Origin of the sequence: Sulfuricystis multivorans, assembly GCF_003966565.1 — a bacterium.
GTDB lineage: Bacteria > Pseudomonadota > Gammaproteobacteria > Burkholderiales > Rhodocyclaceae > Sulfuricystis > Sulfuricystis multivorans.
In genome coordinates this window covers 1,017,932-1,043,626 of record NZ_AP018718.1, presented here as the reverse complement: position 1 = coordinate 1,043,626, position 25,695 = coordinate 1,017,932, and the positions used below count along the sequence as shown (strand labels likewise).

Genomic DNA, 25,695 nt, shown 5'->3' with positions numbered 1-25,695 from the left:
CATGCCAGGGCCAGTGGTGATGTTCTCGGGTGATCGCAATGGCGAGACGATCCATTCGGCAGTCAGGGCGGGTGTGGTCGCCTACGTGGTCTGTGGCCCGGTGAGCTTGCCGGCATCGAACGCCTTGACCCAGTTGCGCAGCGTCTGGTCGCTGATGCCCAGTTCCCGCGCTACGGCGCCGATGCCCTGGCCTCCCTTGACCCGCTTCACCGCCAGTTCCCTGAACGCCGCCGTGTACTCCTGCTTCGGTATCTTCGACTTCCTCGCTCCTTCCAGTTTGCCGGGGCGTCATACCCCATCTCCTGGAAGAGAAAATTTCAGGGGAAGCTCGCTCCGGCGCATGCTGAACTGTTCGGTTACGAGCCCCGCATCCGCGAACGGGTGAATCCCGAATCGGCGCTGGCGGCAGATTCGAACGTCCCGCGGGGCGCCAACTCAATTCGACGAGTCGGCGCTGGCGGCAGATTCGAGCGTCCCGCCGGGCGCCAACTCAATTCGACGAGTCGGCGCTGGCGGGACGGCAACCGTTGTGACACAATGCGCATCATCGTGTCACGAGGAAACCCGCCATGCGCACCGTCACCATCCGCGAGGCCCGCGCAGGGCTCTCTCACCCCGAACGGCTGTTTGCCGGCGAAGACGAGGTGATCGTCACGCGCCGCGGCGAGCCGGTGGCGCGCATCCTGCCGATCCAACCGACCAAGCCGAAATTCCGCTCGCTGGCGGAATTTCGCGCCACTCAGCCGTATCAGACGGTGCCGAGCGAGCTGCTGATCGCCGAGGACCGCGAGGATCGCTGTTGATGATCTATTGCGATACCAGCGCCTTGCTCAAGCGCTACCTGCATGAACATGCCAGCGACGATTTCGACGCATTATTCATGAATCGGGGTCCGCTATCGATCAGCCGGCTGAGCATTGTCGAAGCACGCTGTTCATTGGCCAGACGCCGGCGCAATCGGCAAATCGATAGTGCGACGGAAGTGCAGGCCAGTAAGGAGTTGCTCCAAGACATCCGCGATGGCGCACTCGTCTTGCATGGGGTAGGCGACGCTCACTTTTCTTTGGCATGCGAGCTCATCGAAACACTGACGGCGATGCCATTGCGTAGTCTGGACGCCGTGCATCTGGCCATTGCTCGTGAAATTCGAGCCACCGCCTTCGCCACCGCCGACAGGATCCAGGCCGAGGCCGCCGCGGCGCTCGGCCTTGCCGTTCATCGTTTCTACTGAAAGCCCATCATGACCGAACCGTCCCAAACCCCCATCACCGAGGAGAACCACATCATCGCCGAGCGCCGCGAGAAGCTGAAAGCCTGGCGCGCCACCGGCCAAGCCTATCCGAACGATTTCCGCCGCGAGAACACCGCGGCGAAACTCGACGAGCTCTACGGCGAGAAAACCAAGGAGGAACTGGAAGCCACACCGATCGCGGTGCGGGTGGCCGGGCGGATCATGTTGAAGCGCGTGATGGGCAAAGCAAGCTTCATCACCGTGCAGGACCTCTCGGGCCGCATCCAGTTCTACGTCACGAAAGACAAGGTCGGCGAGGCGGTCTACGAAGATTTCAAAAAATGGGATTTGGGCGACATCGTCGGGGCTGCAGGCACGCTGATGAAGACCAAGACCGGCGAGCTCACCGTCGATTGCACGGAAATCCGCCTGCTGTCGAAATGCCTGCGCCCGCTGCCGGAAAAGTTTCATGGACTGACCGACGTCGAGCAGAAGTACCGGAGCCGCTATCTGGACCTCATCACCAATGAGGCAACGCGCTTCACCTTCGTCGCCAGGAGCCGCATGATCCAGTCGATCCGCAACTACATGGTGCATCACGGCTTCCTCGAAGTGGAAACGCCGATGATGCACCCGATTCCCGGCGGGGCGGCGGCCAGGCCCTTCGTCACCCATCACAATGCGCTCGACATGGATCTGTTCCTGCGCATCGCGCCCGAGCTCTACCTGAAACGCCTCGTCGTCGGCGGCTTCGAAAAGGTGTTCGAGGTGAACCGCAATTTCCGCAACGAGGGTCTCTCGCCACGCCACAACCCGGAATTCACGATGATGGAGTTTTATGAAGCCTATGCCGATTACCGCAGCCTGATGGATTTCACCGAGGGGTTGATCCGCCATGCCGCACGCGAGGCTTTGGGCAGCGAAGTCTTCGAATATCAGGGTCGCATCCTCGATTTGTCCAAGCCCTTCCGCCGCATGACCATCGTCGAGGCCATCCACGCCTACCACCCGGGTTACAGCCTGACGATGCTGGGCGATGCCGGCTGGCTGCGGCACAAGCTCGCCGATCTGCAAGTCGAGGTCAAGCCCAATGCGGGTCTGGGCACCTTGCAGATGCAATTGTTCGAGGAAACCACCGAGACCGAGCTATGGGACCCCACCTACATCATCGACTACCCGACCGAGGTTTCGCCGCTGGCGCGCCGCTCCGATACGAACCCGGAGGTGACCGAGCGCTTCGAGCTGTTCATCGTCGGCCGCGAGATCGCCAATGGTTTTTCGGAATTGAACGATCCCGAGGATCAGGCGGCGCGCTTCATGGAGCAGGCCAAGGCGCGGGCCGCCGGCGATGAGGAGGCGATGTATTTCGATGCCGACTACATCCGCGCGCTCGAATATGGGCTGCCGCCGACCGGCGGCTGCGGCATCGGCATCGACCGTCTCGTGATGCTGCTCACCGATTCGCCCTCGATTCGCGACGTGATCCTCTTTCCGCAGATGCGTCCGGAGTGAAACCGACGCCGATCGTTCCCGCCGAGCTCGCGTTCGACGGCAACGGCGTACCCTACGCGCCGGCTTTCGGCGACGTCTATCACTCCGCCAGCGGCGGCCTCGAACAGGCCCGCCATGTGTTTCTCGCCGGCAACGATCTGCCGGCGCGTTGGCAGGGGCGTGATTTCGCCATCCTGGAAACCGGCTTCGGCCTCGGGCTCAACTTCCTCGCTACCTGGCAGGCGTGGCGAGAAACGCCCGGATGCCGGCTGCATTACGTCGCAATCGAACAACACCCTTTCCGGGTCGAGGATCTCGCGCGGCTGCATGAAAGATTCCCTACCCTCGCGCCGCTCGCTGCCCGATTGCGCGCAGCCTGGCCGAGTCTGATTCCTGGCTTCCACAGGCGGCACTTCGCAGGCGGTGCCATCACGCTGACGCTGGTCTTCGGCCCAGCGCAGACCGTGCTCGGCGAGATCGCCGGACGCTTCGATGCCTTCTATCTCGACGGTTTCTCGCCGGCGAAAAATCCCGAGATGTGGTCGAAAGAGCTTTGTGAGGATCTGGCCTGGCTTGCCGCGCCCGGCGCGACACTCGCCACCTGGACGGTGGCGGGCGAAGTGCGGCGCCATCTCGCCGCGGCGGGCTTTTCTGTCGAGCGCCGCCCCGGTTTCGGCAGCAAACGCGAGATGCTCGTCGGTCAATATCGCGGGGGTGCCGTTCCGAAGCCGCCGAGTTTCGGCGGCCAGCGCATCGCCGTGATCGGCGCCGGCATCGCTGGACTGTCCTGCGCCGAACGGCTCGCCTCACGCGGCTGCGAAGTCACGTTGTTCGAGCGGCGCGAGCATATCGCCGCCGAGACTTCCGGCAATCATCAAGCCGTCTTGCTTCCGGCATTGGCCGTCGAGGCGACCCGCCTTTCAAGCCTGAACACGATCGCCTTCCTCTATGCGCTGCATCGCCTCGAAACCCTCGCCGCAACCGGCCATCCCCCCGTCTTCGCGCCGTGCGGCGTGTTCCAGATCGCCCGCGATGGCGCGCATGCGCAAAAGCAGGCGCGCATCGTTGCCGAACGAGGGCTACCCGGCGACTTCGTGCAGTTTTTCGACGCGGACAGCGCCGCGCAGATCGTGGGCATGGCGGTCGCCGGGCCGGGCTGGTGGTTTCCCCGCGCCGGCTGGGTCGCACCAACCGCATTGGCCCAGGCGCTACTCGCGCAGGCAGGCGAAGGCGTCACTCTCCGCCTCGCTACGCCGGTCGCCGAGCTGCACGGGAGCGACGGCGGCTGGCAGCTGCGCGATGCGACGGGTCAGCCGCTCTGGGAGGGCGCCACGGTCATCCTCGCCCATGCACACGAGATTCGCCGCCTGCCGCAGGCCGCGCATCTACCGATCTTGTGTTTTCGCGGCCAGACGACCCATCTGCCTGCCCAAGCGCTCCCCGACTTGCTGCGCACCGTCGTCTGCCGTGAAGGCTATCTCGCTCCGCCGCACGACGGCATCGCCAGCCTGGGTGCCAGCTTCAAGCGCAGCCGTGATCTGGCGCCGAGCATCGAGGAGCATGCCGCGAATCTCGCGCGTTTGACTTCGATGCTGCCGACGCTGGCCGGACGTTTCGACCCGACCACGCTGGCAGGCCGCGTCGCGCTGCGGCCGGTCTCGCCGGACAAGCTGCCGCTGGTCGGCGCCTTGCCACTGTCGACATGCGAGCCACGCCCGATCGCGCATGTCGAATGGCCGCGCTGGCCGGGGCTGTTCGTCGCCACGGGTTATGGGGCGCGCGGCTTCGTCTGGGCGCAGCTGATGGCCGAACTGCTGGCCAGCCACATTTGCAACGAGCCATTGCCGATCGGCCATGAGCTTACCGCCGCAGTCGATCCGGCGCGCTTTGCCTGGAAAGGGCGCAGCGAAATGTAACCAACTGTTGCGGGCGTCCCCTGTCGGCAACGGTCTCGCGTTATGCTTGCCACACCCGACGCAAACAGGAGGAAACCACATGACGCCCCCCGTCCCGAACCCGCCGGCCAAATCCGGCCTGCATCCTCTCGTCGCCATCGCGGCGATCTCCGTGACTGCCTTTTCGCTCTTCGGCATCGCTGCGATCAACGGCTGGCTGCCCAGTGGCAAGGCCACTTCGGCCGAAACACCCACCGCCGTCGCCACCGTCCCGGCCAGCGAACCCAAGGCCGCGGCGCAACCGGTTGCCAATACACCCGCTCCCGTCGAACACCGCGCAGCGAAACCCGTCGTCAAGGCGGCGCCGAAACCCGCGCCGAAACCCGCCGCGAAACCGGCGTCGACCGAAATCGCCCAGGCGCCCGTCGCCGCACCGCCTGTGTCGCCGCCCGCTTTGCCGGTATGTGGCAACTGCGGCGTGATCGACGACATCCGCGAAATCACGCAGCCGGGCGAAGCCACCGGTCTGGGTGCAGTTGCCGGCGGCGTGGTCGGTGCGATCCTGGGTCATCAGATCGGCGGCGGCACCGGCAAGAAGCTGGCCACCGTGGCAGGTGCGGCCGGTGGCGCCTATGCCGGTCATCAGATCGAGAAATCGCAGCGCAAGACCACGCGCTATGAAGTCATCGTGCGCATGAACGATGGCACGACGCGCTCGGTGATGATGGACACGCTCCCCGGTTGGCGCGTCGGCGAGCGCGTGCGCATCGAAAACGGCACGCTGGTGAGAGATTAACCCAGATTGTCCATTGGAACGCGAGCGGGTTTCGAAGGCGAGGGCGAGCAGGTTTGCGTCACCGCGACGAGCCAATAACTGTGTCTATTGGCGAGGAGCGGAGGCGCAAAGATGCCGCCCGCAGCCCGAAAGCCGCCGTGTAGGGCGATGAAATGACCGTATCAAATGCTCATGGCGAATCAGCCCGGTCTAATGGACAATCTGGGATTAATCGAGCGCCCTCTCCAGGCGTTTCAGTACCTCACCCCGTCCCATCACCGCGAGCACGCGGTCGATGGGCGGGCTTTGTGTCTGGCCGAGCAACACGACGCGCAAGGGGATCGCCACCTGCGGCATTTTCAACCCCGTCGCCGCGAGCGTCTCTTTGATCGCCTTGGCGAGGGCTTCGGGCCGAAAGTCGGCGCTGGCGAGACGGCAGCGCAGATCGGCAAGCGCGCTCTTTGCCGTGTCGCAAAGATGCTGCGCCACCAGCTCGGCCGGAGGCTGCGGCGCGACGTAAAACGGATGCGCCGCGTCGGCGAGCTCGTTGAGGTTATGCACGCGATCCTTGTAGAGCGCGGCAATTTCTGCGGGTTCGGGGAACGCCGTATCGACCACGCCTTCACGCGCCAGTCGCCGGCGAATTTCCTGGCCGAGCCGTGCATCGTCACAGTGTTTGATGTAATGGGCGTTCAGCCAATTGAGTTTCTCGGTGTTGAACTGAGCGGCGGAACTGGTGATGTGATCGAGATCGAACCAGGCGATGAATTGCTCCATCGAGAAGATTTCGTCATCGCCATGCGACCAACCCAGCCGCGCCAGATAATTCAGCACCGCCTCGGGCAGATAGCCGTCTTCGTCATACTGCATCACCGAGACCGCGCCGTGGCGTTTCGAGAGCTTCGTCCCGTCCGGGCCGAGGATCATCGACAGATGTCCGTAACGCGGCAGTGGTGCGCCGAGCGCCTTCAGCAGATTGATCTGGCGCGGCGTGTTATTGACGTGATCGTCGCCGCGGATCACATGGGTGATCCCCATGTCCCAGTCATCGACGACGACGCAAAAGTTGTAGGTCGGTGTGCCATCGGCGCGCGCGATGACGAAATCGTCGAGCTCGGCATTGCTGAACTCGATGTGCCCTTTGACCAAGTCATCCCAGGCGACCATGCCGTCGGTCGGGTTCCTGAAGCGCACCACCGGCTGCACGCCAGAGGGCGGTGTCGGCAGTGTCTTGCCTGGCTCGGGCCGCCAGCGACCGTCATAGCGCGGTTTTTCCTTGCGCGCTTCCTGTTCGGCGCGCAGCGCGTCGAGCTCCTCCTTGCTCATGTAGCAGAAATACGCGCTGCCGGCGGCGAGCATCTGCTGGATCACTTCCTTGTAGCGATACATGCGCTGGGTCTGGAAAAACGGGCCCTCATCGGGGGTCAAGCCGAGCCAGCGCATGCCGTCGAGGATGGCCTGAACGGCCTGCGGTGTCGAACGCTCGATGTCGGTATCCTCGATGCGCAGGATGAACTGGCCACCATGATGGCGCGCATAGGCCCAGGCAAACAGCGCGGTGCGCGCACCGCCGATGTGCAGATAGCCGGTCGGACTGGGAGCGAAACGAGTGCGGACGGTCATGATGGAAGGGCCGGGAAAAAACGATATTTTAACGTGACCGGCGGCGTCGCCATCCCGTAGCATCGCGGCATGCAAGCCCTAGCCCAGCGTTTCCCCGCTTTGCAGTCGCGCAATTTCCGGCTGTTCTTCGCCGGCCAGCTGGTCTCGCTGATCGGCACCTGGATGCAGCATATCGCGATGACCTGGCTCGCTTATCGGCTCACCGATTCGACCGTGATGCTCGGTATGGTCGGCTTCTCCAGCCAGCTGCCGATCCTGTTGTTCTCGATCCCTGCCGGTGTCTGGAACGACCGCCTCGATCGGCGCCGCCTGTTGCTGCTGACCCAGTTCCTCGCCCTGCTGCAGGCACTGCTGCTCGCCGGGCTTACCGCGACGCAATCGATCACGCCGCCATTGCTGCTCATCCTCGCCTTCACGCTCGGTTGCATCAATGCCGTCGATCTACCCGCACGCCAGGCTTTCGTTGCGCAGATGGTGCCGGACAAGCGCGCCCTGCCGAATGCGATCGGTCTCAACTCCTTTCTGATGAATGGCTCGCGCTTCGTCGGCCCGGCGCTCGCCGGCCTGATCGTCGCCAGTTTGGGCGAGGCCGCCTGCTTCCTGCTCAATGCGCTGTCCTATCTGGCAGTGCTTGCCGCGCTGGCGGCGATTCGCACGGTCCCCGGCAAGCCAGCGGCGCGACAACCGGCTGTTGATGCCCTGCGCGCCGGGCTGTCCTACACGAAAAGTCATCCACGCATCCGCACCATCCTGCTGCTGGTCGCCGGCTTCAGTTTTTTCGTTACCCCCTACGTGGTGATGATGCCGGTGTATGCGCGCGACCTGTTCCAGGGCGACGCCCGGACCTATGGGCTGTTGATCAGCAGCGCGGGCGCGGGTTCGCTTTGCGCGGCGTTCTGGCTGGCCTGGCGGGGCAGCCAACGGGCCGGCGAAGGCCTCGACCGGCTGGTCGGCCGCACGGCGCTGGCCGGCGGCATCGCGCTGGCCATATTCTCCTTCGTCCCGACGATTATTCTCGCCTATCCATTGCTGGTGCTGCTCGGCTTTGCCGTCGTGATCACGGCTGCCGGCAGCAACACCTTGATCCAACTGGAAGTCGAAGAACACTTCCGTGGCCGGGTGATGGCGATCTTCTCGACGGCGTTTCTCGGCATCGCGCCATTGGGCAGCCTGACGGTGGGCCTGGTCAGCGCTCATCTCGACGTGCGGCCGACCCTGTTCTGCTGCGGCATGCTGGCGTTCGGCGCCGGCCTGGTTTTTCGGCGGCGCATTCATGCACACAAATGAAAAAGGCACGGCAATGCCGTGGCCTGCAAGCGTCTGTTGCTTATCGCGCGAAATTACTTCTTGGCGGCCTTCTTCTTGCCCGCGACGGCGGCCTTGAAGCCAGCGCCAGCGGTGAAGCGCGGCACGGTGGTGGCGGCAATCTTGATCTTTTCACCGGTCTTGGGATTGACACCGGTGCGTGCGGCGCGCTTGGCGGCCTTGAAGGTGCCAAAGCCCACCAGCGTCACGGCATTGCCCTTGGCGACGGACTTGACCACGGCATCGATCATTGCATCCAGCGCCTTGGCGGCAGCGGCTTTGCTGATGTCGGCACTCTTGGCGACGACTTCGACGAGATCCCCTTTATTCATGTTGAATTGCTCCTCAAGTGGAATGGCCAAATTGCCATGATAATTCTAGCGGGATATCCGGGCCGGACGTCAAGTGCCTGGCGGGATTTCAACCCAGATTGTCCATTAGGCCGGGCGAAGGCTTTATGAGGCGTTTGAAATCGAGCTCATACGCCCTACATGGCGGCTATCAAACTGCGGGCGGCATCTTTGCGCTCGCGCTGGTCATTCATGGACACGGTTATGGACTCCTCGCGCGAACACAAATCTGCTCGCCTTCAGCCACGAAATCCGCCTACGTTCCATTGGACAATCTGGGTTCAACGTATCCGGCGAGCGGTTGTGGCTTCTCGCGCAGCAGGGCGATGCCGACGGCAAGGATGGCTATAATGAATCAAGAAAGTCGTTGTGCCGCCCCGAACAGGAGGATTTCACTTGATGCTCTTCATTCTCTACTACGTCATCGCCATCACGATCCTGGTGCTGCACTTTACCGGCTTTCTGGCGCGGCACAATCTCGAATGGCTGGTGCTAGTCCTGGCGGTGACCGTTTTCCCGGCCGTCATCTATTTATAGCTGGAGCGCAGACTTTTTCGATCAGGGCCTTGACGGCTTGCGCATCGGCATCCAGCACGATGACACGCTGCGGTAGATTTTCGATACCTTCCAATTCCTTTGGCCGCGTCGGCTGCACCCCGAGCGCTTCTTGAATCGTCTCGGCAAACTTCACCGGCTGCGCGGTCTCCAGCACAATGATGGGCGTCGGCACGCCCACCCCCATCTGCTCGCGCGCCACCTTGACGGCATCAGCGGTGTGCGGATCGATCATCACCCGATGGCGCTGCCAGACGTCTCGAATCGTCGCCAGTCGGTCGACATGCGTGCTCTTGCCGGAGACGAAACGGAACTCGGGTAGCCGTGCGAAATACGGCGTGGCGGACAGATCGAAACCTTCTCCGGCAGCGACTTTCGCCCATAGTTCGCGCACCACCGCCGGATCGCGCCCGACCAGGTCGAAGACGAAGCGCTCGAAATTCGAGGCTTTCGAGATATCCATCGACGGACTCGAAGTCACATAGGTCTCGGCGCTGTCGCGTGGGCGGTAACGTCCGGTGCGGAAGAACTCGTCGAGCACGTCGTTCTCGTTGGTGGCGAGCACCAGCCGCTCGATCGGCAGACCCATCATCCGGGCGATATGGCCGGCGCAGATATTGCCGAAGTTGCCGGATGGCACGCTGAAGGCCACCTTCTCGTCGTTGCTCTGCGTCGCGGCAAAATAGCCCTTGAAGTAATAGACGATCTGCGCCAGCACACGCGCCCAGTTGATCGAATTCACCGCACCGATCTTGTATCTCGCCTTGAACGCGGCATCGTTGGCGACGTTTTTGACGATGTCCTGGCAGTCGTCGAACATGCCGCGGATCGCGATGTTGATGATGTTCTCGTCCTGCAGCGAATACATCTGCGCGCGCTGGAAGGGGCTCATCTTGCCGTGCGGCGAGAGCATGAAGACGCGCACACCTTTTTTTCCCCGCATCGCGTACTCGGCGGCGGAACCGGTATCGCCCGAGGTAGCCCCCAGGATGTTGATCGTTTCATTGCGCTTCTCGAGCACATACTCGAACAGGTTGCCCAACAGCTGCATCGCCATGTCCTTGAAGGCGAGCGTCGGGCCGTTCGACAGTTCGAGCAGATGAAAGCCGGGATCGAGCGTGGTCAGCGGCGTGATCTCCGCCGCATCGTGACCGGGCCGGCAGTAGCGATAGTTGCGCGCGGTATAGGTGCGATCGACGATCGATTTCAGGTCACAGGCCGGAATGTCGTCGATGAATTTCAAAAAGATCTTCAGCGCCAGCGCCGGATAAGGCAACTCGCGCCATTCGGCGAGCTCGGCCGGAGAGATCTGCGGATAGTGTTCGGGCAGATACAGGCCGCCGTCGGGCGCCAGGCCGCCGAGCAGGATGTCACAAAAGGCTTGCGGCGCCGCCTGGCCGCGCGTGGAAATGTATTTCATGGCGAATCGAAAAGATCAAGGCTGGCGGGGATTATAGAGTGCGCCCAGCAGGCGCAGGACGAAGTCGGCCAGCGCCAGCGCTGCCAACAGCCACGCCCAATGCGCTTCGAACAGCAGGGCGAGGCCGGCGCCGAGAAACAGCATGGCGCGAAAGCGGCCGCCGCCGGCAAGACGTCGCTGCATCACCTGCCGTGCCGGAGAATCCACGCCGGGGAAACGCCACACCGGTATGAGCTGCGCCAGCGCGCCGCTGACCAGCGGCAGCAGGAAGAACGCGACGTAGCCAGACAAGGCAGGTCGTGCCGCAAGCCCGCCCGCGCCGTGCGCGAGCCCCGCGATAAGCAGAATCAAGAACCCGACGCTGGCGATGAACAGCGGTGCCGTTGCGGTCGCGCCGACTTTCGCACCATAGACACGCCACCAGGCAAAGAGATCGCGCCCGACCACCCAAGCGAGCAGCATGGCGCCGGGCACGGCAAACCAAAAGCCGACCGTCGCGCCAGCCGCGATCGACACGGCGCCAGTAAGCGCCGGCAGGAGATCCTCGCGCAGGCGCGCGGCAGCCGTCGCATCGAACTGGCGCAGGGCGGTCGGCAACAGCACCGGCAGCGTGCCGAGTGCGGCCAGACCGATGAAGCCGAGGGTATTCAGATGCAGATGGAAGAGACGCAATGGCGGACGCAATGTGGGAATCATCAGCCACACCGGCACGAGGCTCAGCGCGAAAAAAAGACACAGCAACGCCGCACCATACCAATACGCGCCCGGATGTGGCGCGCCCAGCGCGGCGCGCAGGCGGCGGGAAACCCAGAACAACAACAGCACCGCGGCAGCCGCATCGATCGTCGCAGCCAGATGCAGAAACCATTGCGGCAGGATGCCCGCCAACGCCAGCGGCGTGATGAGTCCCGCCACCTGCACAGGAAGCGGCAGGTAATGGATCGACGGCTCGGCGGCGCGGCTTTTCGTCAGCACCGGCACGAAATGAGCGATCGCGCCAAAGATCAGCGGCAACGAACCCAGCGCGAAGGCGAGATGAAAAGTCGGCGCTGGCGGGACGGCACCCAGCGCCGCAGCCAATGCGGCCAGAAAGGCCACGATGGCACAAACGCCAAGCCAGACCAGCATCCGCGCGGCGTTTCAGCTCAGCTCTTCGAGCCGCAAACGCACGATCTTGCCGCTCACCACCGGCAGCGCCTCGATCCGCGCGATCGCCGCATCGACCTGCTTTTCGCGCACGACATGGGTCAGGATGATGATGTCGGTCTGCTGCTCGCCCTCGCCCGGCTCACGCTGCACCATCGCATCGATCGAGATCTGCTCGTCGGCCAGGATGCGCGTGATGTCGGCGAGCACGCCTGGCTTGTCCTCCACCCGCATGCGCAGGTAATAGCCGCTTTCCACCTCGGCCATCGGCAGGATCGGAAGATTAGCCACTGCATCGGGCTGGAAAGCGAGATGCGGGACGCGGTTTTCCGGGTCGGCGGTGGCCATGCGCGTCACATCCACCAGATCGGCGATCACCGCCGAGGCGGTTGGCTCGGCACCGGCCCCTTTGCCGTAATAGAGCGTCGCGCCGACCGCGTCGCCCTGCACCAGCACCGCGTTCATCGCGCCCTCGACATTGGCGAGCAGCCGCTTGGCCGGGATCAGCGTCGGATGCACCCGCAGCTCGATCGCGGTCTGACCGTCGAGCTTTCTGCGCTTGGTGATGCCCAACAACTTGATGCGATAGCCGAGTTGTTCGGCATAGCGGATGTCTTCCGCCTGTAGCTTGCTGATGCCTTCGACATAGGCTTTGTCGAACTGCATCGGGATGCCGAAGGCGATCGCCGCCATGATCGTCAGCTTGTGAGCGGCGTCGATGCCTTCGATGTCGAAGGTCGGATCCGCCTCGGCGTAACCCAGCCGCTGCGCCTCCTTGAGCACCGTTGCGAACGGCAGCCCCTTGTTGCGCATCTCGGAGAGGATGAAGTTGGTGGTGCCGTTGATGATGCCGGCGATCCATTCGATGCGGTTGGCGGTCAAGCCTTCGCGCAGCGCCTTGATGATCGGAATGCCGCCGGCGACCGCAGCCTCGAAACCGATCATCACCCCCTTCCGTTGCGCGGCGGCGAAAATCTCATTGCCATGCACGGCGAGCAGCGCCTTGTTCGCGGTCACTACATGTTTGCCGTTCTCGATGGCCGTCATCACCAGTTCCTTGGCGACGCCATAGCCGCCGATCAGCTCGACGACGATATCGATCTCAGGGTTATTGACGACGGCGAAGGCATCGTCGGTCAAATCGACCTTGCCGCCCGTGACCCGTCGGGCCAGTTCCAGGTTCTTGTCCGCGACCTGAGTGATGCGGATCGGCCGTCCGGCACGGCGGGTGATCTCCGCCTCGTTGCGCGCCAGAACGGTATAGGTGCCGCCACCGACGGTGCCGATCCCCAGCAGTCCGACTTGAATTGGCTTCATGGTTGTGCAGTAAAAAAAAGATATGAAATTTCAGGTGCCGTGGCGCTTGCGATACGTCTCCAGGAACCGGGCGATGCGACCGATCGCCTCGGTAAGATCATCGACGTTCGGCAGGAACACGACACGGAAGTGATCCGGGTTGGGCCAGTTGAAGCCGCTCCCTTGCACCAGCAGGACTTTTTCTTCCTCGAGCAATTCGAGGATGAACTGCTGGTCATCATCGATCGGGTAAAGCTTCGGATCGAGCCGCGGGAAACAATACAGCGCCGCTTGAGGCCGCACACAGGAAACGCCGGGAATGTTCGAGAGCATCTCCCAGGCGAGATCGCGCTGCTTGGCCAGGCGCCCGTGCGGTGCGACCAGATCTTCGATGCTCTGATAGCCGCCCAGCGCGGTCTGGATCGCGTGCTGGCCCGGCACATTCGAGCACAGGCGCATCGAAGCGAGAATGTTCAGGCCCTCGATGTAGTCCTGCGCATGACGCTTCTCACCGGAGACGATCATCCAGCCGGCACGGAAGCCACAAGCGCGATAATTCTTCGACAAGCCGTTGAAGGTGATGAATAGCACGTCATCGGCCAGGCTGGCGATCGAGGTGTGCTTGCGGCCGTCATAGAGCACCTTGTCGTAGATTTCGTCGGCGAACACGATCAGCTCGTGCTGGCGGGCGATGTCGACGATGCCCCGGAGCAGATCGTCGGGGTACAGCGCGCCAGTCGGGTTGTTCGGATTGATGACCACGATCGCCCGCGTCGCCGGCGTGATCTTGGCACGAATGTCGGCCAGATCCGGCAGCCAGCCGGCACCTTCGTCGCACAGATAATGACGCGGCGTGCCGCCGGAGAGGCTCACCGCAGCGGTCCACAACGGATAGTCCGGCGCTGGCACCAGCACCTCGTCGCCGTTGTTGAGCAGACCCTGCATCGCCATCACGATCAGTTCCGAGACACCGTTGCCGAGCGTGATGTCGTCGATCGTCACGCCGGGAATCTTCTTCTGCTGGCTGTAGTGCATCACCGCCTTGCGGGCGGAAAACAGGCCTTTCGAGTCGGAATAGCCGGAGGCATCGCGAATGTTGCGGATCACGTCGACGACGATCTCCTCCGGCGCCTCGAAGCCGAAAGCGGCCGGGTTGCCGATGTTGAGCTTGATGACCCGATGCCCCTCCTCTTCCATCTGGCGTGCCCGGGCCAGCACCGGACCGCGGATGTCGTAACAAACGTTGGCGAGCTTGGTCGATTTGAGGATCGGACGCATGAGGCGGCTAAGGGAGCAAAAATCGAAAGGCTATAATCCTACCGAATGACCCGCGCTGCGGCAAATCCAAAGCCTGCCGCGCATTCCCGACAGACCCCTTCCCGGCAGACCCCTCTTGAAGCTTCATCCCGATCCACGCAGCACCGACAACATCGTCACCGCCTACGGCAGCGATTTCATCGCGGTCGGTGGCCGTGTGCTGACGCGCAGTCTGCTGCTCCTGCCCGATCGTCTCGACGCGCAATGGGGCCCCGAGGCGTATGCCGATCTCGCCATCGAGCATCTCGCGCGCCTCGCTGCCTTTTCCTGCGATGTGGTGCTGCTCGGCACCGGACGACGCCAACGTTTTCCTGCACCCGCGCTGCTGCGCCCGCTGATCGAGGCTGGCCGCGGCTTCGAGATCATGGATACGGCGGCGGCCTGCCGCACCTACAACATCCTGGTCGGTGAAGGACGTCTGCCCCTAGCTGCGCTGATTCTCGAAAAAGACGCCGCATGAAGCCCATGCTCGCGCTGCGCATCGAGGTTCCCGGCTATCGCGCCTGCGCCGCGCTGCCAGTACTCATCGCCCTATTGCAAAGCCAGGAAGCTGGCGCGAGTTTCCTGTTCGGACTGAGCAATGACTGGCTCGGCCGCTCACCCGCGCGCCATGCCCGCAGCCTGCTCGAACAGGTGCCCGCCGCCGGATTCGATACCGGCATTTTCGGCTGGCAGCCGACTCAGTGGCTCAAACGGGCCGCTTCGGCGCCGGCCGTCTGGATAAGCGAGCAGTTCGCACAAGCCCGGGCGGCCTTCACGAAAACCTTCGGCTGTGCGCCGCAATTGACGGCGGCGCCCGGCTGGCAGGGAAATCCGCACTCCTTACGCCTGACACAGCGCCTCGGTTTCGCCCGCGCCAGCGACACCCGCGGGCATCACCCCTTCATTCCCGTCTGGAATGGCGAGATCGTGCGCTGCCCGCAAATTCCGGTCACCCTGCCGACTCTCGACGAGCTGGCCGTCGCCTCAGGCAAGGGGATGGCGGACGTGGTCGATGCCCTGCTGGCGCTGACTGCGCAACCACCACGCTTCGGCCATGTCTTCAACCTCATGGCCAGCCGGGCACTTGGGAAGGCGCCGCAGCATTTCGAGCGTCTGCTCGTCGGCTGGCGTGGCCAAGGCTACCGGATCGTTTCACTCGACGTCTTCGCCGCTGGATTGGTCATCGATCAACTGCCGCGCCATGAAATCATCATCGGCACGGTCCCTGGCCATTCCCGCCCCGTGCTGCTGCAAGGGGATGAATTCCTTTCTGAATGGAGAACTCCGGCATGAATGAAGCTTCCGTTTCACCGCTCAACGTCGGCCAGACAGTGCCCGACTTTTCCCTGCCGGCCACCAGCGGGCGAACTTTCCATCTCTGTGCACTGCGCGGTCAGGCCGTCGTGCTCTATTTCTATCCGAAGGACGGCACACCGGGCTGTACCACCGAGGCCGGCCAGTTCCGCGACCTCTACGATGCCTTCGTCGCACAGGGCGCCACGGTCTGGGGCATTTCCCGCGACAGCCTGAAGTCGCACGAAAACTTCAAGGCCAAACTGGGATTGCCGTTCGAGCTGCTCTGCGATGCCGATGAGACAGCCTGCCGCCTGTTCGGCGTCATCAAAATGAAAAATCTCTACGGCAAACAGGTGCGCGGCATCGAGCGCAGCACCTTCCTGATCGATCCCGCCGGTCACCTGGCGCGCGAATGGCGCGGCGTGAAAGCGGATGGCCATGCGGCCGACGTACTCGAAGCCGTGAAATCCCTTTGATCTCCTCACCCCCTGCCCTGAGAGCCGATGAACGCCAAACGCACTGCCAAATCCAGCAAGCCAACCAAACTATTCGTGCTCGACACCAACGTCCTGATGCACGATCCGACCAGCCTGTTCCGCTTCGAGGAGCACGACCTGTTCGTGCCGATGATGACGCTGGAGGAACTCGACGCCAACAAGAAGGGCATGTCGGAAGTCGCGCGGAATGCCCGTCAGGCGAGCCGCATGCTGGATGAGATCGTCACCGGCAGCGAGGTGGACATCGAAGATGGCATCGACCTTGCCAACCCCTCGCGCGGACTGGCGAGCGGCCGGCTGTTTTTGCAGACCGAAGCGATCAACGGTCTCCTACCGGCCTCGCTGCCGACCTCGCGCGCCGACAACCAGATCATCGCCGTCGCGCTGCATCTGCGCCAGAAGCACCCGAAACGGCCGGTGATCCTCGTCACCAAGGACATCAACATGCGCATCAAGGCCCGCGCACTGGGCCTCGAGGCGCAGGACTATTTCAACGACAAGGTGCTCGAGGACACCGACCTGCTCTACACCGGCAGCCTCGAGCTGCCCGCCGACTTCTGGGAAACCCACGCGCAGGGTCTGGAATCGTGGAAAAGGGACGGCCGCACCTATTACCGCATCAGCGGGCCGCTGTGCGCCGATCTGCTGATCAACGAATTCGTCTGGCAGGAAGGCCCGCAACCCTTGCAGGCCTGGGTGCGTACGCACGCTGGCAAGACGGTGGAGCTAGAGACCCTGACGGACTACTCGCACGGCAAGAATGCCGTCTGGGGCATCACGGCCCGGAACCGGGAGCAAAATTTTGCGCTGAACCTGTTGATGCATCCAGACATCGACTTCGTCACGCTGCTGGGCCAGGCCGGCACCGGCAAGACGCTGCTCACGCTCGCCGCCGCGCTGACGCAGACGCTGGAACAGAAGCGCTTCTCCGAGATCATCATCACGCGCGTCACCGTGCCGGTCGGCGAAGACATCGGCTTTTTGCCCGGCAGCGAGGAGGAAAAGATGACGCCGTGGATGGGCGCGCTCGAAGACAACCTCGACGTGCTCAACAAACCGCTCGACGATGGCGACAAAGGCAATTACTCGGGCGATTGGGGCCGCGCCGCGACGATGGACCTGATTCGGAGCCGCATCAAGATCAAGTCGCTGAACTTCATGCGCGGCCGCACCTTCCTCAACAAGTTCCTGATCATCGATGAGGCGCAGAACCTGACCCCCAAGCAGATGAAGACGTTGATCACGCGTGCCGGCCCCGGCACCAAGGTAGTCTGCCTCGGCAACATCGCGCAGATCGACACGCCGTATCTCACTGAAGGCTCTTCGGGTCTCACCTATGTCGTCGATCGCTTCAAGGGTTGGCCGCACGCCGGCCACATCACCTTGCAGCGCGGCGAGCGCTCACGGCTCGCCGATCATGCCGCCGAGGTGCTGTAACTGTCGTAAGCGTGCCGTTCTGCCAGCGCCGACTTTCGCTCAATAAGTGCCTGGGGCAGCAAAATTCTCGAAACGGGTGTATTCCCCAAGGAAGGTGAGCTTGACGACACCCGTCGGCCCGTTGCGGTGCTTACCGATGATCACTTCGGCAACCCCCTTCTCGGTCGTGTCCGGTTTGTAGTATTCCTCGCGATACATCATCAGGATGATGTCGGCATCCTGCTCGATGGCGCCCGATTCACGCAGATCCGACATCAAGGGCCGCTTGTCGTTGCGCTCTTCGACCTTGCGCGACAGCTGCGAAAGGGCGATCACCGGCACCTGCAACTCTTTCGCCAGCGCCTTGATCGAGCGCGAGATCTCGGAGATTTCCGTGGCACGGTTCTCGTTGTCACGGATCGAGGTCATCAATTGCAGGTAGTCGATGACGATCAGACCGAGACGCCCGAACTGGCGATGCAGACGGCGCGCACGCGCCCGCAGGTCGGAAGCATTGATCGCACCCGTCTCGTCGATGTGGATCGGCGCTTCATGCAGCTTGCCCAGCGCCACCGACATCTTCTCCCAATCCTCGTCGGTCAGCTTGCCGGTGCGGATCTTGGTCTGATCGAGGCGCCCGACCGAAGACAAAAAACGCATCGCCAGTTGCGGTCCGGACATTTCCAGGCTGAAGATCGCCACTGGTTGGCGCAGTTCGACACCGACGTGTTCGGCGATGTTCAGTGCAAACGCGGTCTTGCCCATCGAGGGACGGCCCGCGACGACGATCATGTCGCCGGGCTGGAAGCCGGAGGTGAGCCGGTCGAGATCATGGAAGCCCGACGCCAGGCCAGTGATGTCGGAAGGATTGTCGCGGTTGTAGAGCTTTTCGATGCGATCGACCACCTCGCCCAGCAACGGTGTGATGGCTTGGAATCCCTGGCCGACACGGTTGCCCACTTCGGCGATCTCGAAGACTTTCTGCTCTGCCTGGTCCAGCAGGGTCTTGACATCCCGTCCGGCGGGGTTCAGCGCCGCGGCGGCGATTTCGTCGCCGACGGATACCAGCTTGCGCAGGATCGCCCGCTCATGCACGATCTCGGCATAGCGACGGATGTTGGCGGCAGACGGCGTGGCATTGGCAATCTCGCCCAGATACGCGAGCCCACCGGTCTCATTGACCTGGTTGGCATGCTCGATCGATTCAAAGACGGTCACCACGTCTGCCGGCCGGCCGGTTTCGATCAGTTTTCTGATGTGCGCGAAAATGCGGCGGTGATCGTCACGGTAGAAGTCCGCTTCATTGACGATGTCGGCGATTCGGTCCCAGGCACCGTTGTCGAGCAATAGTCCGCCAAGCAAAGACTGTTCGGCCTCGATCGAATGCGGTGGTAGTTTCAGAGCGGCGACTTGCGGATCCGCCGCGACGGCCTGCAGATAAGCTTGTCCCATTTGCGCCATGTTGCGATTCCTCCGTCTGTGCAAGTCTACTCGCGATATTCCCGGCTGACGAGGGAACAAGCTGTGGGAATGAGCATCTTCTTCTGTGCACAAACTGTGCATCGCTTGTGCATGAACGAAAGTGCGCTGCGTCTACGCAAAAAGCCGCCCATCGGGCGGCTTTTTGTCCGAATGAAAACCCACTTATTGTTCGGCGACGACGGCAACGGTCACACTGGCGGCGACATCCGCATGAGGGACGACTTCCAGGACCGTTTCTCCCAGTGCCTTGATCGGCCCCATCGGCATGCGCACGGCACTTTTCTCGATCACGATGCCTTGGGCGGCGAGTGCATCGACGATGTCGATCGTCGTCACCGAACCAAACAGACGACCATCGACCCCGGCCTTGCGCGCAACCTCGACACGCAGCCCGTCGAGTTTCGCGGCAATGGCCTGGGCTGCGGCCAGCTTCTCGGCGGCGACCTTTTCGAGTTCGGCACGGCGCGCTTCGAAAACCTTGATGTTTTCAGGGGTCGCGCGTTTCGCGAAGCCCTTGGGGATCAGGTAATTGCGCGCATAACCTTCCTTGACCTTGACGACATCGCCCAGATTGCCGAGGTTCGCCACCTTGTCCATCAGAATCACTTGCATGGTTTGCCTCCTCGCTTACTTGTGCAGGTCGGTATAAGGCAGCAGCGCAAGGAAACGTGCCCGCTTGATGGCGGTCGATAGCTGGCGCTGATAACGACTCTTGGTGCCGGTGATGCGTGCCGGCATTACCTTACCGGTCTCGGTAATGAAATCCTTCAGCAGATCGACGTCCTTGTAATCGACATAAGGAATCTTCTCGGCGGAGAAACGGCAGAACTTGCGCCGCTTGAACAGATTGCGGCTCTTGCTGCGATCATCCTTCTTTTTGCTGCTGGGTTTGAAAGCCATTTTCGCTATCCCTTCTCAAAATTTTTCAAAGAATTCGACTTGAATCACATGGAGTACCGGAGTCTTCCGCTTCAGGCTGCGGGAAGCCAGGAATCCGCTTACCTTGAGCGCGCTCCCAGGAGACGCTTCCTTGATCAGCAAGGCCGTCGTGCCTAGGGCCACACAGGCGATTTCGCAAGTGACACGGCGAAGGTCCCCGGCTTCGAGCTGCTCCGAGTCGTGGACGATCATGAATTCGATGACCGGAATGCCTGCCGGGGTGTGGCGCAGTGGGCCAAATTCCTGCAAGACGCCCGCCAATTCGGTGTGATTCGCCTGCACGGCCGCGCCGCCTGCGGATTCACTCGGCTGCCGCTGCCTCCTCGGCGGACTTCTCTTCCTGACCGGACGCGGTCAGCGACCGCGCCTTCTCTTCTTTCATCATCGGCGAAGGGGCGGTCTCGGCATGATCCATCTTGACCGTCAGATGCCGCAAGACGGCATCGTTGAACCTGAAGGCATTTTCCAGTTCCGCCAGGGTGTCGATGCCGCACTCGATGTTCATCAGAACATAATGAGCCTTGTGCATCTTCTGGATCGGATAAGCCAGCTGGCGGCGTCCCCAGTCTTCGAGCCGGTGGATCGCACCACCCGCACCGGTGACGAGCGCCTTGTAACGTTCGATCATGGCCGGCACCTGGTCGGACTGATCCGGGTGCACGATGAAAACGATTTCGTAATGTCGCATGGACTCTCCTTTTGGATCGGGTTGAGCCCCCTCGCATGCGCTACGAGTGGAGCAAGGATTGAAAGGGCGTGCATTCTATCCGGAGACTGCTGAAAATACAAGGCGATTTCCTCTGGCGCAGCACGCATAATCGGAATTTGCCGCAACCCTCGATCGCGCCGATAATGCGCATCATGAATGACCAATCCAATTCCGCCGCGCTCGATCTCGAAGGCTGGGTCGCCTATTTCAGCGCCGCGCCGATTCCGGTCTTGCGTCATACCGAGCAACAGCTCGCAGCCTTACGCGAGCACGCCCAGAAAGCCAACGCCCGCACGATCTCCGCGGTGATCCTCCAGGACCCGATGATGACGTTGCGCGTGCTCGCCTATATCGAAAGCAAACGCAGCAAGACGCGGCTGACCGACATCACCACGATCGAACGGTCGCTGATGATGATCGGCATGGAGCCGTTCTTCAACGACTTCGAGCACCTGCCGACGGTCGAAGAGCATCTCAAGGGGCATCCGCGCGCCCTGCTCGGCTTGCTCAAGGTCATCGCCCGCGCGCGCAAAGCCGCACACTGGGCACGTGAATGGGCGATCCATCGCCATGATCTGGACGTCGACGAAATCACCGTCGCAACCCTGCTCTACGACTTTGCGGAAATCCTCATGTGGTGCTTCGCCCCAGGATTGGCGCTGCAAGTCGCCGATCGCCAGAAGGCCGACCGCACGTTGCGTTCTGTGGCGGTGCAGACCGAGGTGTATGGCGTCCCGCTATGGCAGATCAAACAAACGCTGGCACACCGTTGGCATTTGCCGCAATTGCTGATTACGCTGATGGATCCGCAAAACGCCGAGCATCCGCGGGTCCGCAACGTGAAGCTGGCGGTCGATCTGGCGCGCCATTCGGCAAACGGCTGGGACGATGCGGCGTTGCCCGACGACTACAAGGCCATCGAAGAGCTGCTGCACATCAGTCATGAAACCCTGATGCACAAGCTCGGGCTCGATCGGCCACCTTCAGCTAACGCCGAGGACAAGCCGCCAGCGAATGGATAAAATGCGCCACCTCGCCCTCGTAGCTCAGTGGATAGAGCGACCGCCTCCTAAGCGGTAGGTCGCAGGTTCGATTCCTGCCTTGGGCGCCAGTGTTTTTCTACGCCCCTGCAGTCATTTGACCCGGGTCAGATGGGCGTTACGCTTCGCGGCGTGCTCTGTCGCTCGCTCGACTGGAGGCTCAGCGGCTTCGGGTGCCGTCTCGCCAGCGCCGACTTTTCCATCAGTTGCGGATGTCTCCTCCGCGCTCACCTCGAAGGCCATGCCTTGGCCGTTTTCGCGCGCATAAATCGCCGCGACGGTCGCGACCGGCACGCTGACCTGGAAGAGTGCACCGCCGAATCGCGTCTGAAAGGTGATCTCGTCGTTGCCCAGCGCCAGATGGTGCGTCGCCTCCGGGCTGATGTTGAGGACGATCTGCCCGTCGCGGACATATTCCCGCGGCACCCGCGTTCGCGCATCCACTTGAACGACCAGGTAGGGTGTGCAACCGTTATCGACGCACCACTCGTAAATGGCACGGATCAAGTATGGCTTGGTCGGGGACATAAGCCGAAGGAACGGCGAGCAAACCCACGGCGGCGCCTCAGCGCCGCATCACCTTTTCCGATGGAGTCAGGGCGTCGATGAAGCCTTGGCGGGCGAAGATACGCTCAGCATATTTGAGCACCGGCGCCGCCGACTTCGGCAGTTCGATGCCATAGTGTTCGAGACGCCAGAGCAGTGGCGCAATCGCCACGTCGAGCATCGAGAAATCGTCGCCCAAGAGGTACTTTTGCTTGGCGAACAAGGGTACCAGTTCGACGAGCCGGTCGCGGATGTGCGCCCGCGCCTTTTCTGCCGACTTCAAGTTGCGTTCGAGCGCATCGATGTGTTGGCCAAACAGCTCCTGCTCCATCGTGTGGAGCAGCTGGCGTGCCTTGGCGCGCGTCTGCGGATCCGGCGGCATCAGCTGGGGATGTGGAAAGCGTTCATCGATGTATTCGTTGATGATGTTCGCTTCATAGAGAACCAAGTCACGATCCACCAGCACCGGCACACGGTTGTAAGGATTGATGACAGCGATGTCTTCCGGCTTGTTGAACAGATCGACGTCGATGACCTGGAAGTCCATCTGTTTCTCGTAGAGAACGATGCGACAGCGATGGCTATATGGGCAGGTGGTGCCCGAATACAGATTCATCATTGCGCTCGTTCCCCAGGAATAATCGGAATCACGTACCACTCGGCGCACGGGTGGATTCATGTCTCGGTGTCCCATGGCAGGATTGTCGTTCTGTTAATGGACGTCTTTCCAGTACTCACGTTTCAGGGCATAGGCCAAGACGAACAGGATAGCCAGCGCGATCAGCACGACGACGCCCAACGCCTTGCGATAGTTCTGCATGGGTTCCCCCATGTAGTTCAGGAAGCCGACCAAGTCGGCGACCATCGCGTCGTATTCCTCGGGTTTCATCAATCCAGGTTTGGCGAGTGTCAGTTTGTGATCGGGGCCGAGCACCTGCTCACCCTGCAATTCCCAGAGCACATGCGGCATTGCAACATTGGAGAACACGACGTTGTTCCAACCGCTCGGCCGGCTGTCGTCACGGTAGAAGCTGCGCAGATAAGTGTAGAGCCAGTCGGCACCAGAACCGAACTCGGAAGCGCGAGCCCGACTGATCACCGTCAGATCGGGAGGCGCGGCGCCGAACCATTGCTTTGCCTCGGCACGGCGCATCGCGATCGTCATCAGTTCACCAACCTTTTCCTGCGTGAATAACAAATTGTCTTTGATCTGCTGCTCGGTCAGGCCGATGTCGCGCAAACGGTTGTAGCGCATATAGGACGCCGAATGGCAGTTCAGGCAGTAATTGACGAACACCTTGGCGCCGTTTTGCAACGCAGGCAGATCATGGCTGCGATCCGGCGCCTTGTCGAGGTGGAGTTCCGCCCCACTGGCAAAGGCCAGCAGCGGCGCACACAGCAGAGCAATCAATAGTTTCTTCATTATTTCGTCACCCTTTCCGGTTCCGGCTTGCACTTGTCCAGCGAGGTATAGATCGGCATCAGCAGGAAGAACGCAAAATAGAGAATCGTGCAGATCTGGGCGACCAGGGTGCGACCCGGGGTCGGTGCCAGCATGCCCAGATAGCCAAGGATCACGAAACTGATCACGAAAATCGTCAGCGCGCCTTTGTAGAGAGGCCCACGATAGCGGATCGACTTCACCGGGCTGCGATCCAGCCAGGGAAGGAAGGCGAAGATCAACACCCCCAGCCCCATGAAAATGACCCCCCATAGCTTCGCATCGACCCAGAAGAAATTCACCGTGTTGGCACGCAGAATCGAATAGAACGGACCGAAATACCAGACCGGCGCGATATGAGGCGGCGTCACCAGCGGATCGGCAGGGAAGAAATTGTTGGCTTCGAGGAAATAACCACCGCCTTCGGGCATGAAGAACACCACTACCGAAAACACCATCAGGAAAGCGACCACGCCGACGATGTCCTTCACGGTGTAATACGGATGGAACGGGATGCCATCGAGCGGCTTGCCGGTTTCGTCCTTTTTCTTCTTGATCTCGATGCCGTCCGGGTTGTTCGAGCCGACCTCGTGCAACGCGATCAGATGCACGGCGACCAGCGCGGGCAGGATCAGCACCGGTAACAGATAGTGGAGCGAGAACAGGCGGTTCAGCGTCGCATCGCCGACGACGTAATCACCACGGATCCACACGCCGAGATCGGGGCCGATCAACGGAATGGCGGTGAAAAGATTCAGGATCACCTGCGCACCCCAGTAGGACATCTGACCCCAAGGCAGCAGGTAACCCATGAAGGCAGTGGCCATCAGGACGAGGAAAATCACCACGCCGACGATCCACACCAGCTCACGCGGCGTGCGGTAGGAACCGTAGAGCATGCCACGAAACATGTGCAGATAGACGACGATGAAGAATGCCGAGGCACCGGTGGAATGCATGTAGCGGATCAACCAGCCCCAGGGAACGTCGCGCATGATGTATTCGACGCTGGCGAACGCCACAGGAACCCCAGAAGCATTGAGCGAGGCATCCGGTTTGTAGTGCATGACGAGGAATACCCCGGTGAGGATTTGCAGCACCAGCACCAGAAGAGCCAGCGAGCCGAAGAAATACCAGAAGTTGAAATTCTTCGGGGCGTAATACTTAGCCAGGTGATCGTTCCACAACGACATCAGCGGAAAACGCGCATCGAGCCATTCCAGCAGGTTGCCGGTGGTCGTGCCGTCGGATTTGTACTTTTCGACGTTGGCGCCAGCCATGACTTAAGCCCCCTTCTTCTCTTCGCCAATCAGAATCTTGGCGTCCGACAGGTAATAATGCGGCGGAATCTCCAGGTTGTCTGGCGCCGGCTTGTTCTTGTAGACACGACCAGCAAGATCGAAGGTCGAGCCGTGACAGGGACACAGGAAGCCCCCCGGCCAATCGGCATCGATCCCCGACTCGGCGCCGGTCTTGAACTTCTCGGTCGGCGAACAGCCCAGATGAGTGCAGATGCCGATGGCGACCAGATACTCCGGCTTGATCGAACGATATTCGTTCTTCGCATAATCCGGTTGCTGGTGACGCTCGGATTTCGGATCGGCCAGCTTGTCATCGTGCTTCGACAGGTTGTCGAGCATTTCCTTGGTGCGATGAATGATCCACACCGGCTTGCCGCGCCACTCGACGGTCATCATTTCCCCTGGCTGCAGCTTGCTGATATCGACTTCTACCGGCGCCCCGGCAGATTTGGCACGCTCGGACGGCGCCAGCGAACCGACGAAAGGCACGACGGCCGCAACTCCCGCCACACCGCCGGCAACCGACGTAGCGACCAGCAGGCGACGCCTGCCACAATCCACTTTATCGTCACAACTCATGGTGGCTTCCTATCAATTTGGGCTTACGCAAAAAACCAGGAAATCATACCAGACCCGGCGAGC

At 61.8% G+C, this 25,695-nt stretch carries 28 protein-coding genes, 1 tRNA gene and 1 pseudogene; 13 read left to right on the top strand and 17 right to left on the bottom strand.

Annotated features, from left to right (window positions below):
* Nucleotides 1–96: 96 nt before the first annotated feature.
* Nucleotides 97–276, bottom strand: a pseudogene (locus tag EL335_RS05225) (transposase); the annotation flags it as partial.
* Between the two features lie 293 nt (nt 277–569).
* On the opposite strand from EL335_RS05225, the gene EL335_RS05220 reads away from it, so the two are divergent.
* From EL335_RS05220 to EL335_RS05200, 5 genes are all read left to right on the top strand, one after another.
* The gene (locus EL335_RS05220) at nt 570–803 is read left to right on the top strand and encodes a type II toxin-antitoxin system Phd/YefM family antitoxin (RefSeq protein WP_126444769.1); all 234 of its coding nucleotides are present in this window, start codon (nt 570–572) and stop codon (nt 801–803) included.
* Complete coding sequence (locus EL335_RS05215) at nt 803–1,231, top strand: type II toxin-antitoxin system VapC family toxin (RefSeq protein WP_126444767.1); 429 nt, start codon at nt 803–805, stop codon at nt 1,229–1,231. The genes EL335_RS05220 and EL335_RS05215 overlap by 1 nt, the downstream gene beginning before the upstream one ends.
* Nucleotides 1,232–1,240: 9 nt before the next feature.
* The gene (gene lysS, locus EL335_RS05210) at nt 1,241–2,743 is read left to right on the top strand and encodes a lysine--tRNA ligase (RefSeq protein ID WP_126444765.1); all 1,503 of its coding nucleotides are present in this window, start codon (nt 1,241–1,243) and stop codon (nt 2,741–2,743) included.
* Complete coding sequence (mnmC, locus tag EL335_RS05205; protein WP_172600038.1) at nt 2,740–4,638, top strand: bifunctional tRNA (5-methylaminomethyl-2-thiouridine)(34)-methyltransferase MnmC2/FAD-dependent 5-carboxymethylaminomethyl-2-thiouridine(34) oxidoreductase MnmC1; 1,899 nt, start codon at nt 2,740–2,742, stop codon at nt 4,636–4,638. Before lysS ends, mnmC begins: the two co-directional genes overlap by 4 nt.
* A 79-nt stretch (nt 4,639–4,717) precedes the next feature.
* The gene (locus EL335_RS05200; protein ID WP_126444761.1) at nt 4,718–5,413 is read left to right on the top strand and encodes an outer membrane lipoprotein; all 696 of its coding nucleotides are present in this window, start codon (nt 4,718–4,720) and stop codon (nt 5,411–5,413) included.
* A gap of 207 nt (nt 5,414–5,620) precedes the next feature.
* Here the strand turns inward: EL335_RS05200 and gltX are convergent, their stop codons facing one another.
* The gene (gene gltX, locus EL335_RS05195; RefSeq protein ID WP_126444759.1) at nt 5,621–7,015 is read right to left on the bottom strand and encodes a glutamate--tRNA ligase; all 1,395 of its coding nucleotides are present in this window, start codon (nt 7,013–7,015) and stop codon (nt 5,621–5,623) included.
* A 69-nt stretch (nt 7,016–7,084) separates the two neighbouring features.
* On the opposite strand from gltX, the gene EL335_RS05190 reads away from it, so the two are divergent.
* A complete protein-coding gene (locus tag EL335_RS05190; protein WP_126444757.1) occupies nt 7,085–8,302 on the top strand; it encodes an MFS transporter in 1,218 nt (405 codons plus the stop codon).
* A gap of 53 nt (nt 8,303–8,355) precedes the next feature.
* Here EL335_RS05190 and EL335_RS05185 read toward each other — a convergent pair whose 3' ends face one another.
* Complete coding sequence (locus EL335_RS05185) at nt 8,356–8,652, bottom strand: HU family DNA-binding protein (protein WP_126444755.1); 297 nt, start codon at nt 8,650–8,652, stop codon at nt 8,356–8,358.
* 414 nt (nt 8,653–9,066) lie between these two features.
* On the opposite strand from EL335_RS05185, the gene EL335_RS14315 reads away from it, so the two are divergent.
* Nucleotides 9,067–9,207 (top strand): hypothetical protein, encoded by a 141-nt coding sequence (locus EL335_RS14315; RefSeq protein ID WP_172599968.1) that lies wholly within the window; start codon nt 9,067–9,069, stop codon nt 9,205–9,207.
* Here the strand turns inward: EL335_RS14315 and thrC are convergent.
* From thrC to EL335_RS05165, 4 genes are read right to left on the bottom strand one after another with little or no spacing between them, the layout of a single operon-like run.
* Nucleotides 9,194–10,645: a threonine synthase gene (thrC, locus tag EL335_RS05180; RefSeq protein ID WP_126444753.1), complete on the bottom strand. Its 1,452-nt coding sequence runs from the start codon at nt 10,643–10,645 to the stop codon at nt 9,194–9,196. The genes EL335_RS14315 and thrC overlap by 14 nt on opposite strands.
* A 15-nt stretch (nt 10,646–10,660) precedes the next feature.
* Nucleotides 10,661–11,773: a hypothetical protein gene (locus EL335_RS05175; protein WP_126444750.1), complete on the bottom strand. Its 1,113-nt coding sequence runs from the start codon at nt 11,771–11,773 to the stop codon at nt 10,661–10,663.
* Between the two features lie 12 nt (nt 11,774–11,785).
* Complete coding sequence (locus EL335_RS05170) at nt 11,786–13,108, bottom strand: homoserine dehydrogenase (protein WP_126444748.1); 1,323 nt, start codon at nt 13,106–13,108, stop codon at nt 11,786–11,788.
* A gap of 30 nt (nt 13,109–13,138) precedes the next feature.
* Nucleotides 13,139–14,365: a pyridoxal phosphate-dependent aminotransferase gene (locus EL335_RS05165; protein WP_126444746.1), complete on the bottom strand. Its 1,227-nt coding sequence runs from the start codon at nt 14,363–14,365 to the stop codon at nt 13,139–13,141.
* Between the two features lie 115 nt (nt 14,366–14,480).
* On the opposite strand from EL335_RS05165, the gene EL335_RS05160 reads away from it, so the two are divergent.
* The 4 genes from EL335_RS05160 to EL335_RS05145 are packed head-to-tail and all read left to right on the top strand — an operon-like array spanning nt 14,481 to nt 17,616.
* A complete protein-coding gene (locus EL335_RS05160; RefSeq protein ID WP_126444744.1) occupies nt 14,481–14,864 on the top strand; it encodes an Mth938-like domain-containing protein in 384 nt (127 codons plus the stop codon).
* A complete protein-coding gene (locus EL335_RS05155) occupies nt 14,861–15,679 on the top strand; it encodes a polysaccharide deacetylase family protein (protein ID WP_126444742.1) in 819 nt (272 codons plus the stop codon). The genes EL335_RS05160 and EL335_RS05155 overlap by 4 nt, the downstream gene beginning before the upstream one ends.
* Nucleotides 15,676–16,158, top strand: coding sequence for a peroxiredoxin (locus tag EL335_RS05150; protein ID WP_126444740.1), 483 nt, complete (start codon nt 15,676–15,678; stop codon nt 16,156–16,158). The genes EL335_RS05155 and EL335_RS05150 overlap by 4 nt, the downstream gene beginning before the upstream one ends.
* 27 nt (nt 16,159–16,185) lie before the next feature.
* A complete protein-coding gene (locus EL335_RS05145) occupies nt 16,186–17,616 on the top strand; it encodes a PhoH family protein (protein WP_126444738.1) in 1,431 nt (476 codons plus the stop codon).
* 39 nt (nt 17,617–17,655) lie between these two features.
* Here the strand turns inward: EL335_RS05145 and dnaB are convergent, their stop codons facing one another.
* From dnaB to rpsF, 5 genes are all read right to left on the bottom strand, one after another.
* On the bottom strand, nt 17,656–19,047 hold the full coding sequence (gene dnaB, locus EL335_RS05140; RefSeq protein WP_172600106.1) for a replicative DNA helicase: 1,392 nt from the start codon (nt 19,045–19,047) through the stop codon (nt 17,656–17,658).
* A 192-nt stretch (nt 19,048–19,239) separates the two neighbouring features.
* Nucleotides 19,240–19,689 (bottom strand): 50S ribosomal protein L9, encoded by a 450-nt coding sequence (gene rplI, locus EL335_RS05135; protein ID WP_126444734.1) that lies wholly within the window; start codon nt 19,687–19,689, stop codon nt 19,240–19,242.
* Between the two features lie 15 nt (nt 19,690–19,704).
* Nucleotides 19,705–19,977, bottom strand: a complete 273-nt coding sequence (gene rpsR / locus EL335_RS05130; RefSeq protein WP_126444732.1) for a 30S ribosomal protein S18 — start codon at nt 19,975–19,977, stop codon at nt 19,705–19,707.
* 15 nt (nt 19,978–19,992) lie between these two features.
* Nucleotides 19,993–20,298 (bottom strand): primosomal replication protein N, encoded by a 306-nt coding sequence (priB, locus tag EL335_RS05125; protein ID WP_284155457.1) that lies wholly within the window; start codon nt 20,296–20,298, stop codon nt 19,993–19,995.
* A 19-nt stretch (nt 20,299–20,317) separates the two neighbouring features.
* The gene (gene rpsF / locus EL335_RS05120; protein WP_126444730.1) at nt 20,318–20,704 is read right to left on the bottom strand and encodes a 30S ribosomal protein S6; all 387 of its coding nucleotides are present in this window, start codon (nt 20,702–20,704) and stop codon (nt 20,318–20,320) included.
* Nucleotides 20,705–20,877: 173 nt separating this feature from the next.
* Here rpsF and EL335_RS05115 point away from each other — a divergent pair, with 173 nt between their 5' ends.
* Nucleotides 20,878–21,747, top strand: coding sequence for an HDOD domain-containing protein (locus tag EL335_RS05115; RefSeq protein ID WP_126444728.1), 870 nt, complete (start codon nt 20,878–20,880; stop codon nt 21,745–21,747).
* Nucleotides 21,748–21,760: 13 nt separating this feature from the next.
* Nucleotides 21,761–21,836, top strand: a tRNA-Arg gene (locus tag EL335_RS05110).
* A 22-nt stretch (nt 21,837–21,858) separates the two neighbouring features.
* On the opposite strand, the gene EL335_RS05105 is transcribed toward EL335_RS05110, so the two are convergent.
* The 5 genes from EL335_RS05105 to petA form a co-directional block, all read right to left on the bottom strand.
* Entirely contained in the window at nt 21,859–22,293 is a 435-nt protein-coding gene (locus EL335_RS05105; RefSeq protein ID WP_126444725.1) for a ClpXP protease specificity-enhancing factor, read from the bottom strand.
* A 37-nt stretch (nt 22,294–22,330) separates the two neighbouring features.
* A complete protein-coding gene (locus tag EL335_RS05100; protein ID WP_126447700.1) occupies nt 22,331–22,930 on the bottom strand; it encodes a glutathione S-transferase N-terminal domain-containing protein in 600 nt (199 codons plus the stop codon).
* Between the two features lie 93 nt (nt 22,931–23,023).
* Nucleotides 23,024–23,734 carry a cytochrome c1 gene (locus EL335_RS05095; RefSeq protein WP_126444723.1) on the bottom strand — a complete coding sequence of 237 codons (711 nt, stop codon included), beginning with the start codon at nt 23,732–23,734 and terminating at the stop codon, nt 23,024–23,026.
* Nucleotides 23,734–25,032 carry a cytochrome b gene (locus EL335_RS05090; RefSeq protein WP_126444721.1) on the bottom strand — a complete coding sequence of 433 codons (1,299 nt, stop codon included), beginning with the start codon at nt 25,030–25,032 and terminating at the stop codon, nt 23,734–23,736. Before EL335_RS05090 ends, EL335_RS05095 begins: the two co-directional genes overlap by 1 nt.
* Nucleotides 25,033–25,035: 3 nt before the next feature.
* Nucleotides 25,036–25,632 carry a ubiquinol-cytochrome c reductase iron-sulfur subunit gene (gene petA, locus EL335_RS05085; protein WP_126444719.1) on the bottom strand — a complete coding sequence of 199 codons (597 nt, stop codon included), beginning with the start codon at nt 25,630–25,632 and terminating at the stop codon, nt 25,036–25,038.
* Nucleotides 25,633–25,695 lie beyond the last annotated feature (63 nt).

Excerpts from the sequence above, each read along its gene's own strand:
- EL335_RS05220 (WP_126444769.1), top strand. The coding sequence starts at position 570 with ATGCGCACCGTCACCATCCGCGAGGCCCGCGCAGGGCTCTCTCACCCC.
- lysS (WP_126444765.1), top strand. The coding sequence starts at position 1,241 with ATGACCGAACCGTCCCAAACCCCCATCACCGAGGAGAACCACATCATC.
- EL335_RS05155 (WP_126444742.1), top strand. The coding sequence starts at position 14,861 with ATGAAGCCCATGCTCGCGCTGCGCATCGAGGTTCCCGGCTATCGCGCC.
- EL335_RS05215 (WP_126444767.1), top strand. The coding sequence starts at position 803 with ATGATCTATTGCGATACCAGCGCCTTGCTCAAGCGCTACCTGCATGAA.
- EL335_RS05200 (WP_126444761.1), top strand. The coding sequence starts at position 4,718 with ATGACGCCCCCCGTCCCGAACCCGCCGGCCAAATCCGGCCTGCATCCT.
- petA (WP_126444719.1), bottom strand. The coding sequence starts at position 25,632 with ATGAGTTGTGACGATAAAGTGGATTGTGGCAGGCGTCGCCTGCTGGTC.
- rpsF (WP_126444730.1), bottom strand. The coding sequence starts at position 20,704 with ATGCGACATTACGAAATCGTTTTCATCGTGCACCCGGATCAGTCCGAC.
- EL335_RS05095 (WP_126444723.1), bottom strand. The coding sequence starts at position 23,734 with ATGAAGAAACTATTGATTGCTCTGCTGTGTGCGCCGCTGCTGGCCTTT.
- EL335_RS05105 (WP_126444725.1), bottom strand. The coding sequence starts at position 22,293 with ATGTCCCCGACCAAGCCATACTTGATCCGTGCCATTTACGAGTGGTGC.
- EL335_RS05090 (WP_126444721.1), bottom strand. The coding sequence starts at position 25,032 with ATGGCTGGCGCCAACGTCGAAAAGTACAAATCCGACGGCACGACCACC.
- EL335_RS05185 (WP_126444755.1), bottom strand. The coding sequence starts at position 8,652 with ATGAATAAAGGGGATCTCGTCGAAGTCGTCGCCAAGAGTGCCGACATC.
- EL335_RS05145 (WP_126444738.1), top strand. The coding sequence starts at position 16,186 with ATGAACGCCAAACGCACTGCCAAATCCAGCAAGCCAACCAAACTATTC.
- EL335_RS05170 (WP_126444748.1), bottom strand. The coding sequence starts at position 13,108 with ATGAAGCCAATTCAAGTCGGACTGCTGGGGATCGGCACCGTCGGTGGC.
- EL335_RS05190 (WP_126444757.1), top strand. The coding sequence starts at position 7,085 with ATGCAAGCCCTAGCCCAGCGTTTCCCCGCTTTGCAGTCGCGCAATTTC.
- EL335_RS05100 (WP_126447700.1), bottom strand. The coding sequence starts at position 22,930 with ATGATGAATCTGTATTCGGGCACCACCTGCCCATATAGCCATCGCTGT.
- gltX (WP_126444759.1), bottom strand. The coding sequence starts at position 7,015 with ATGACCGTCCGCACTCGTTTCGCTCCCAGTCCGACCGGCTATCTGCAC.
- EL335_RS05165 (WP_126444746.1), bottom strand. The coding sequence starts at position 14,365 with ATGCGTCCGATCCTCAAATCGACCAAGCTCGCCAACGTTTGTTACGAC.
- EL335_RS05175 (WP_126444750.1), bottom strand. The coding sequence starts at position 11,773 with ATGCTGGTCTGGCTTGGCGTTTGTGCCATCGTGGCCTTTCTGGCCGCA.
- thrC (WP_126444753.1), bottom strand. The coding sequence starts at position 10,645 with ATGAAATACATTTCCACGCGCGGCCAGGCGGCGCCGCAAGCCTTTTGT.
- dnaB (WP_172600106.1), bottom strand. The coding sequence starts at position 19,047 with ATGGGACAAGCTTATCTGCAGGCCGTCGCGGCGGATCCGCAAGTCGCC.
- rplI (WP_126444734.1), bottom strand. The coding sequence starts at position 19,689 with ATGCAAGTGATTCTGATGGACAAGGTGGCGAACCTCGGCAATCTGGGC.
- EL335_RS05115 (WP_126444728.1), top strand. The coding sequence starts at position 20,878 with ATGAATGACCAATCCAATTCCGCCGCGCTCGATCTCGAAGGCTGGGTC.
- EL335_RS05150 (WP_126444740.1), top strand. The coding sequence starts at position 15,676 with ATGAATGAAGCTTCCGTTTCACCGCTCAACGTCGGCCAGACAGTGCCC.
- rpsR (WP_126444732.1), bottom strand. The coding sequence starts at position 19,977 with ATGGCTTTCAAACCCAGCAGCAAAAAGAAGGATGATCGCAGCAAGAGC.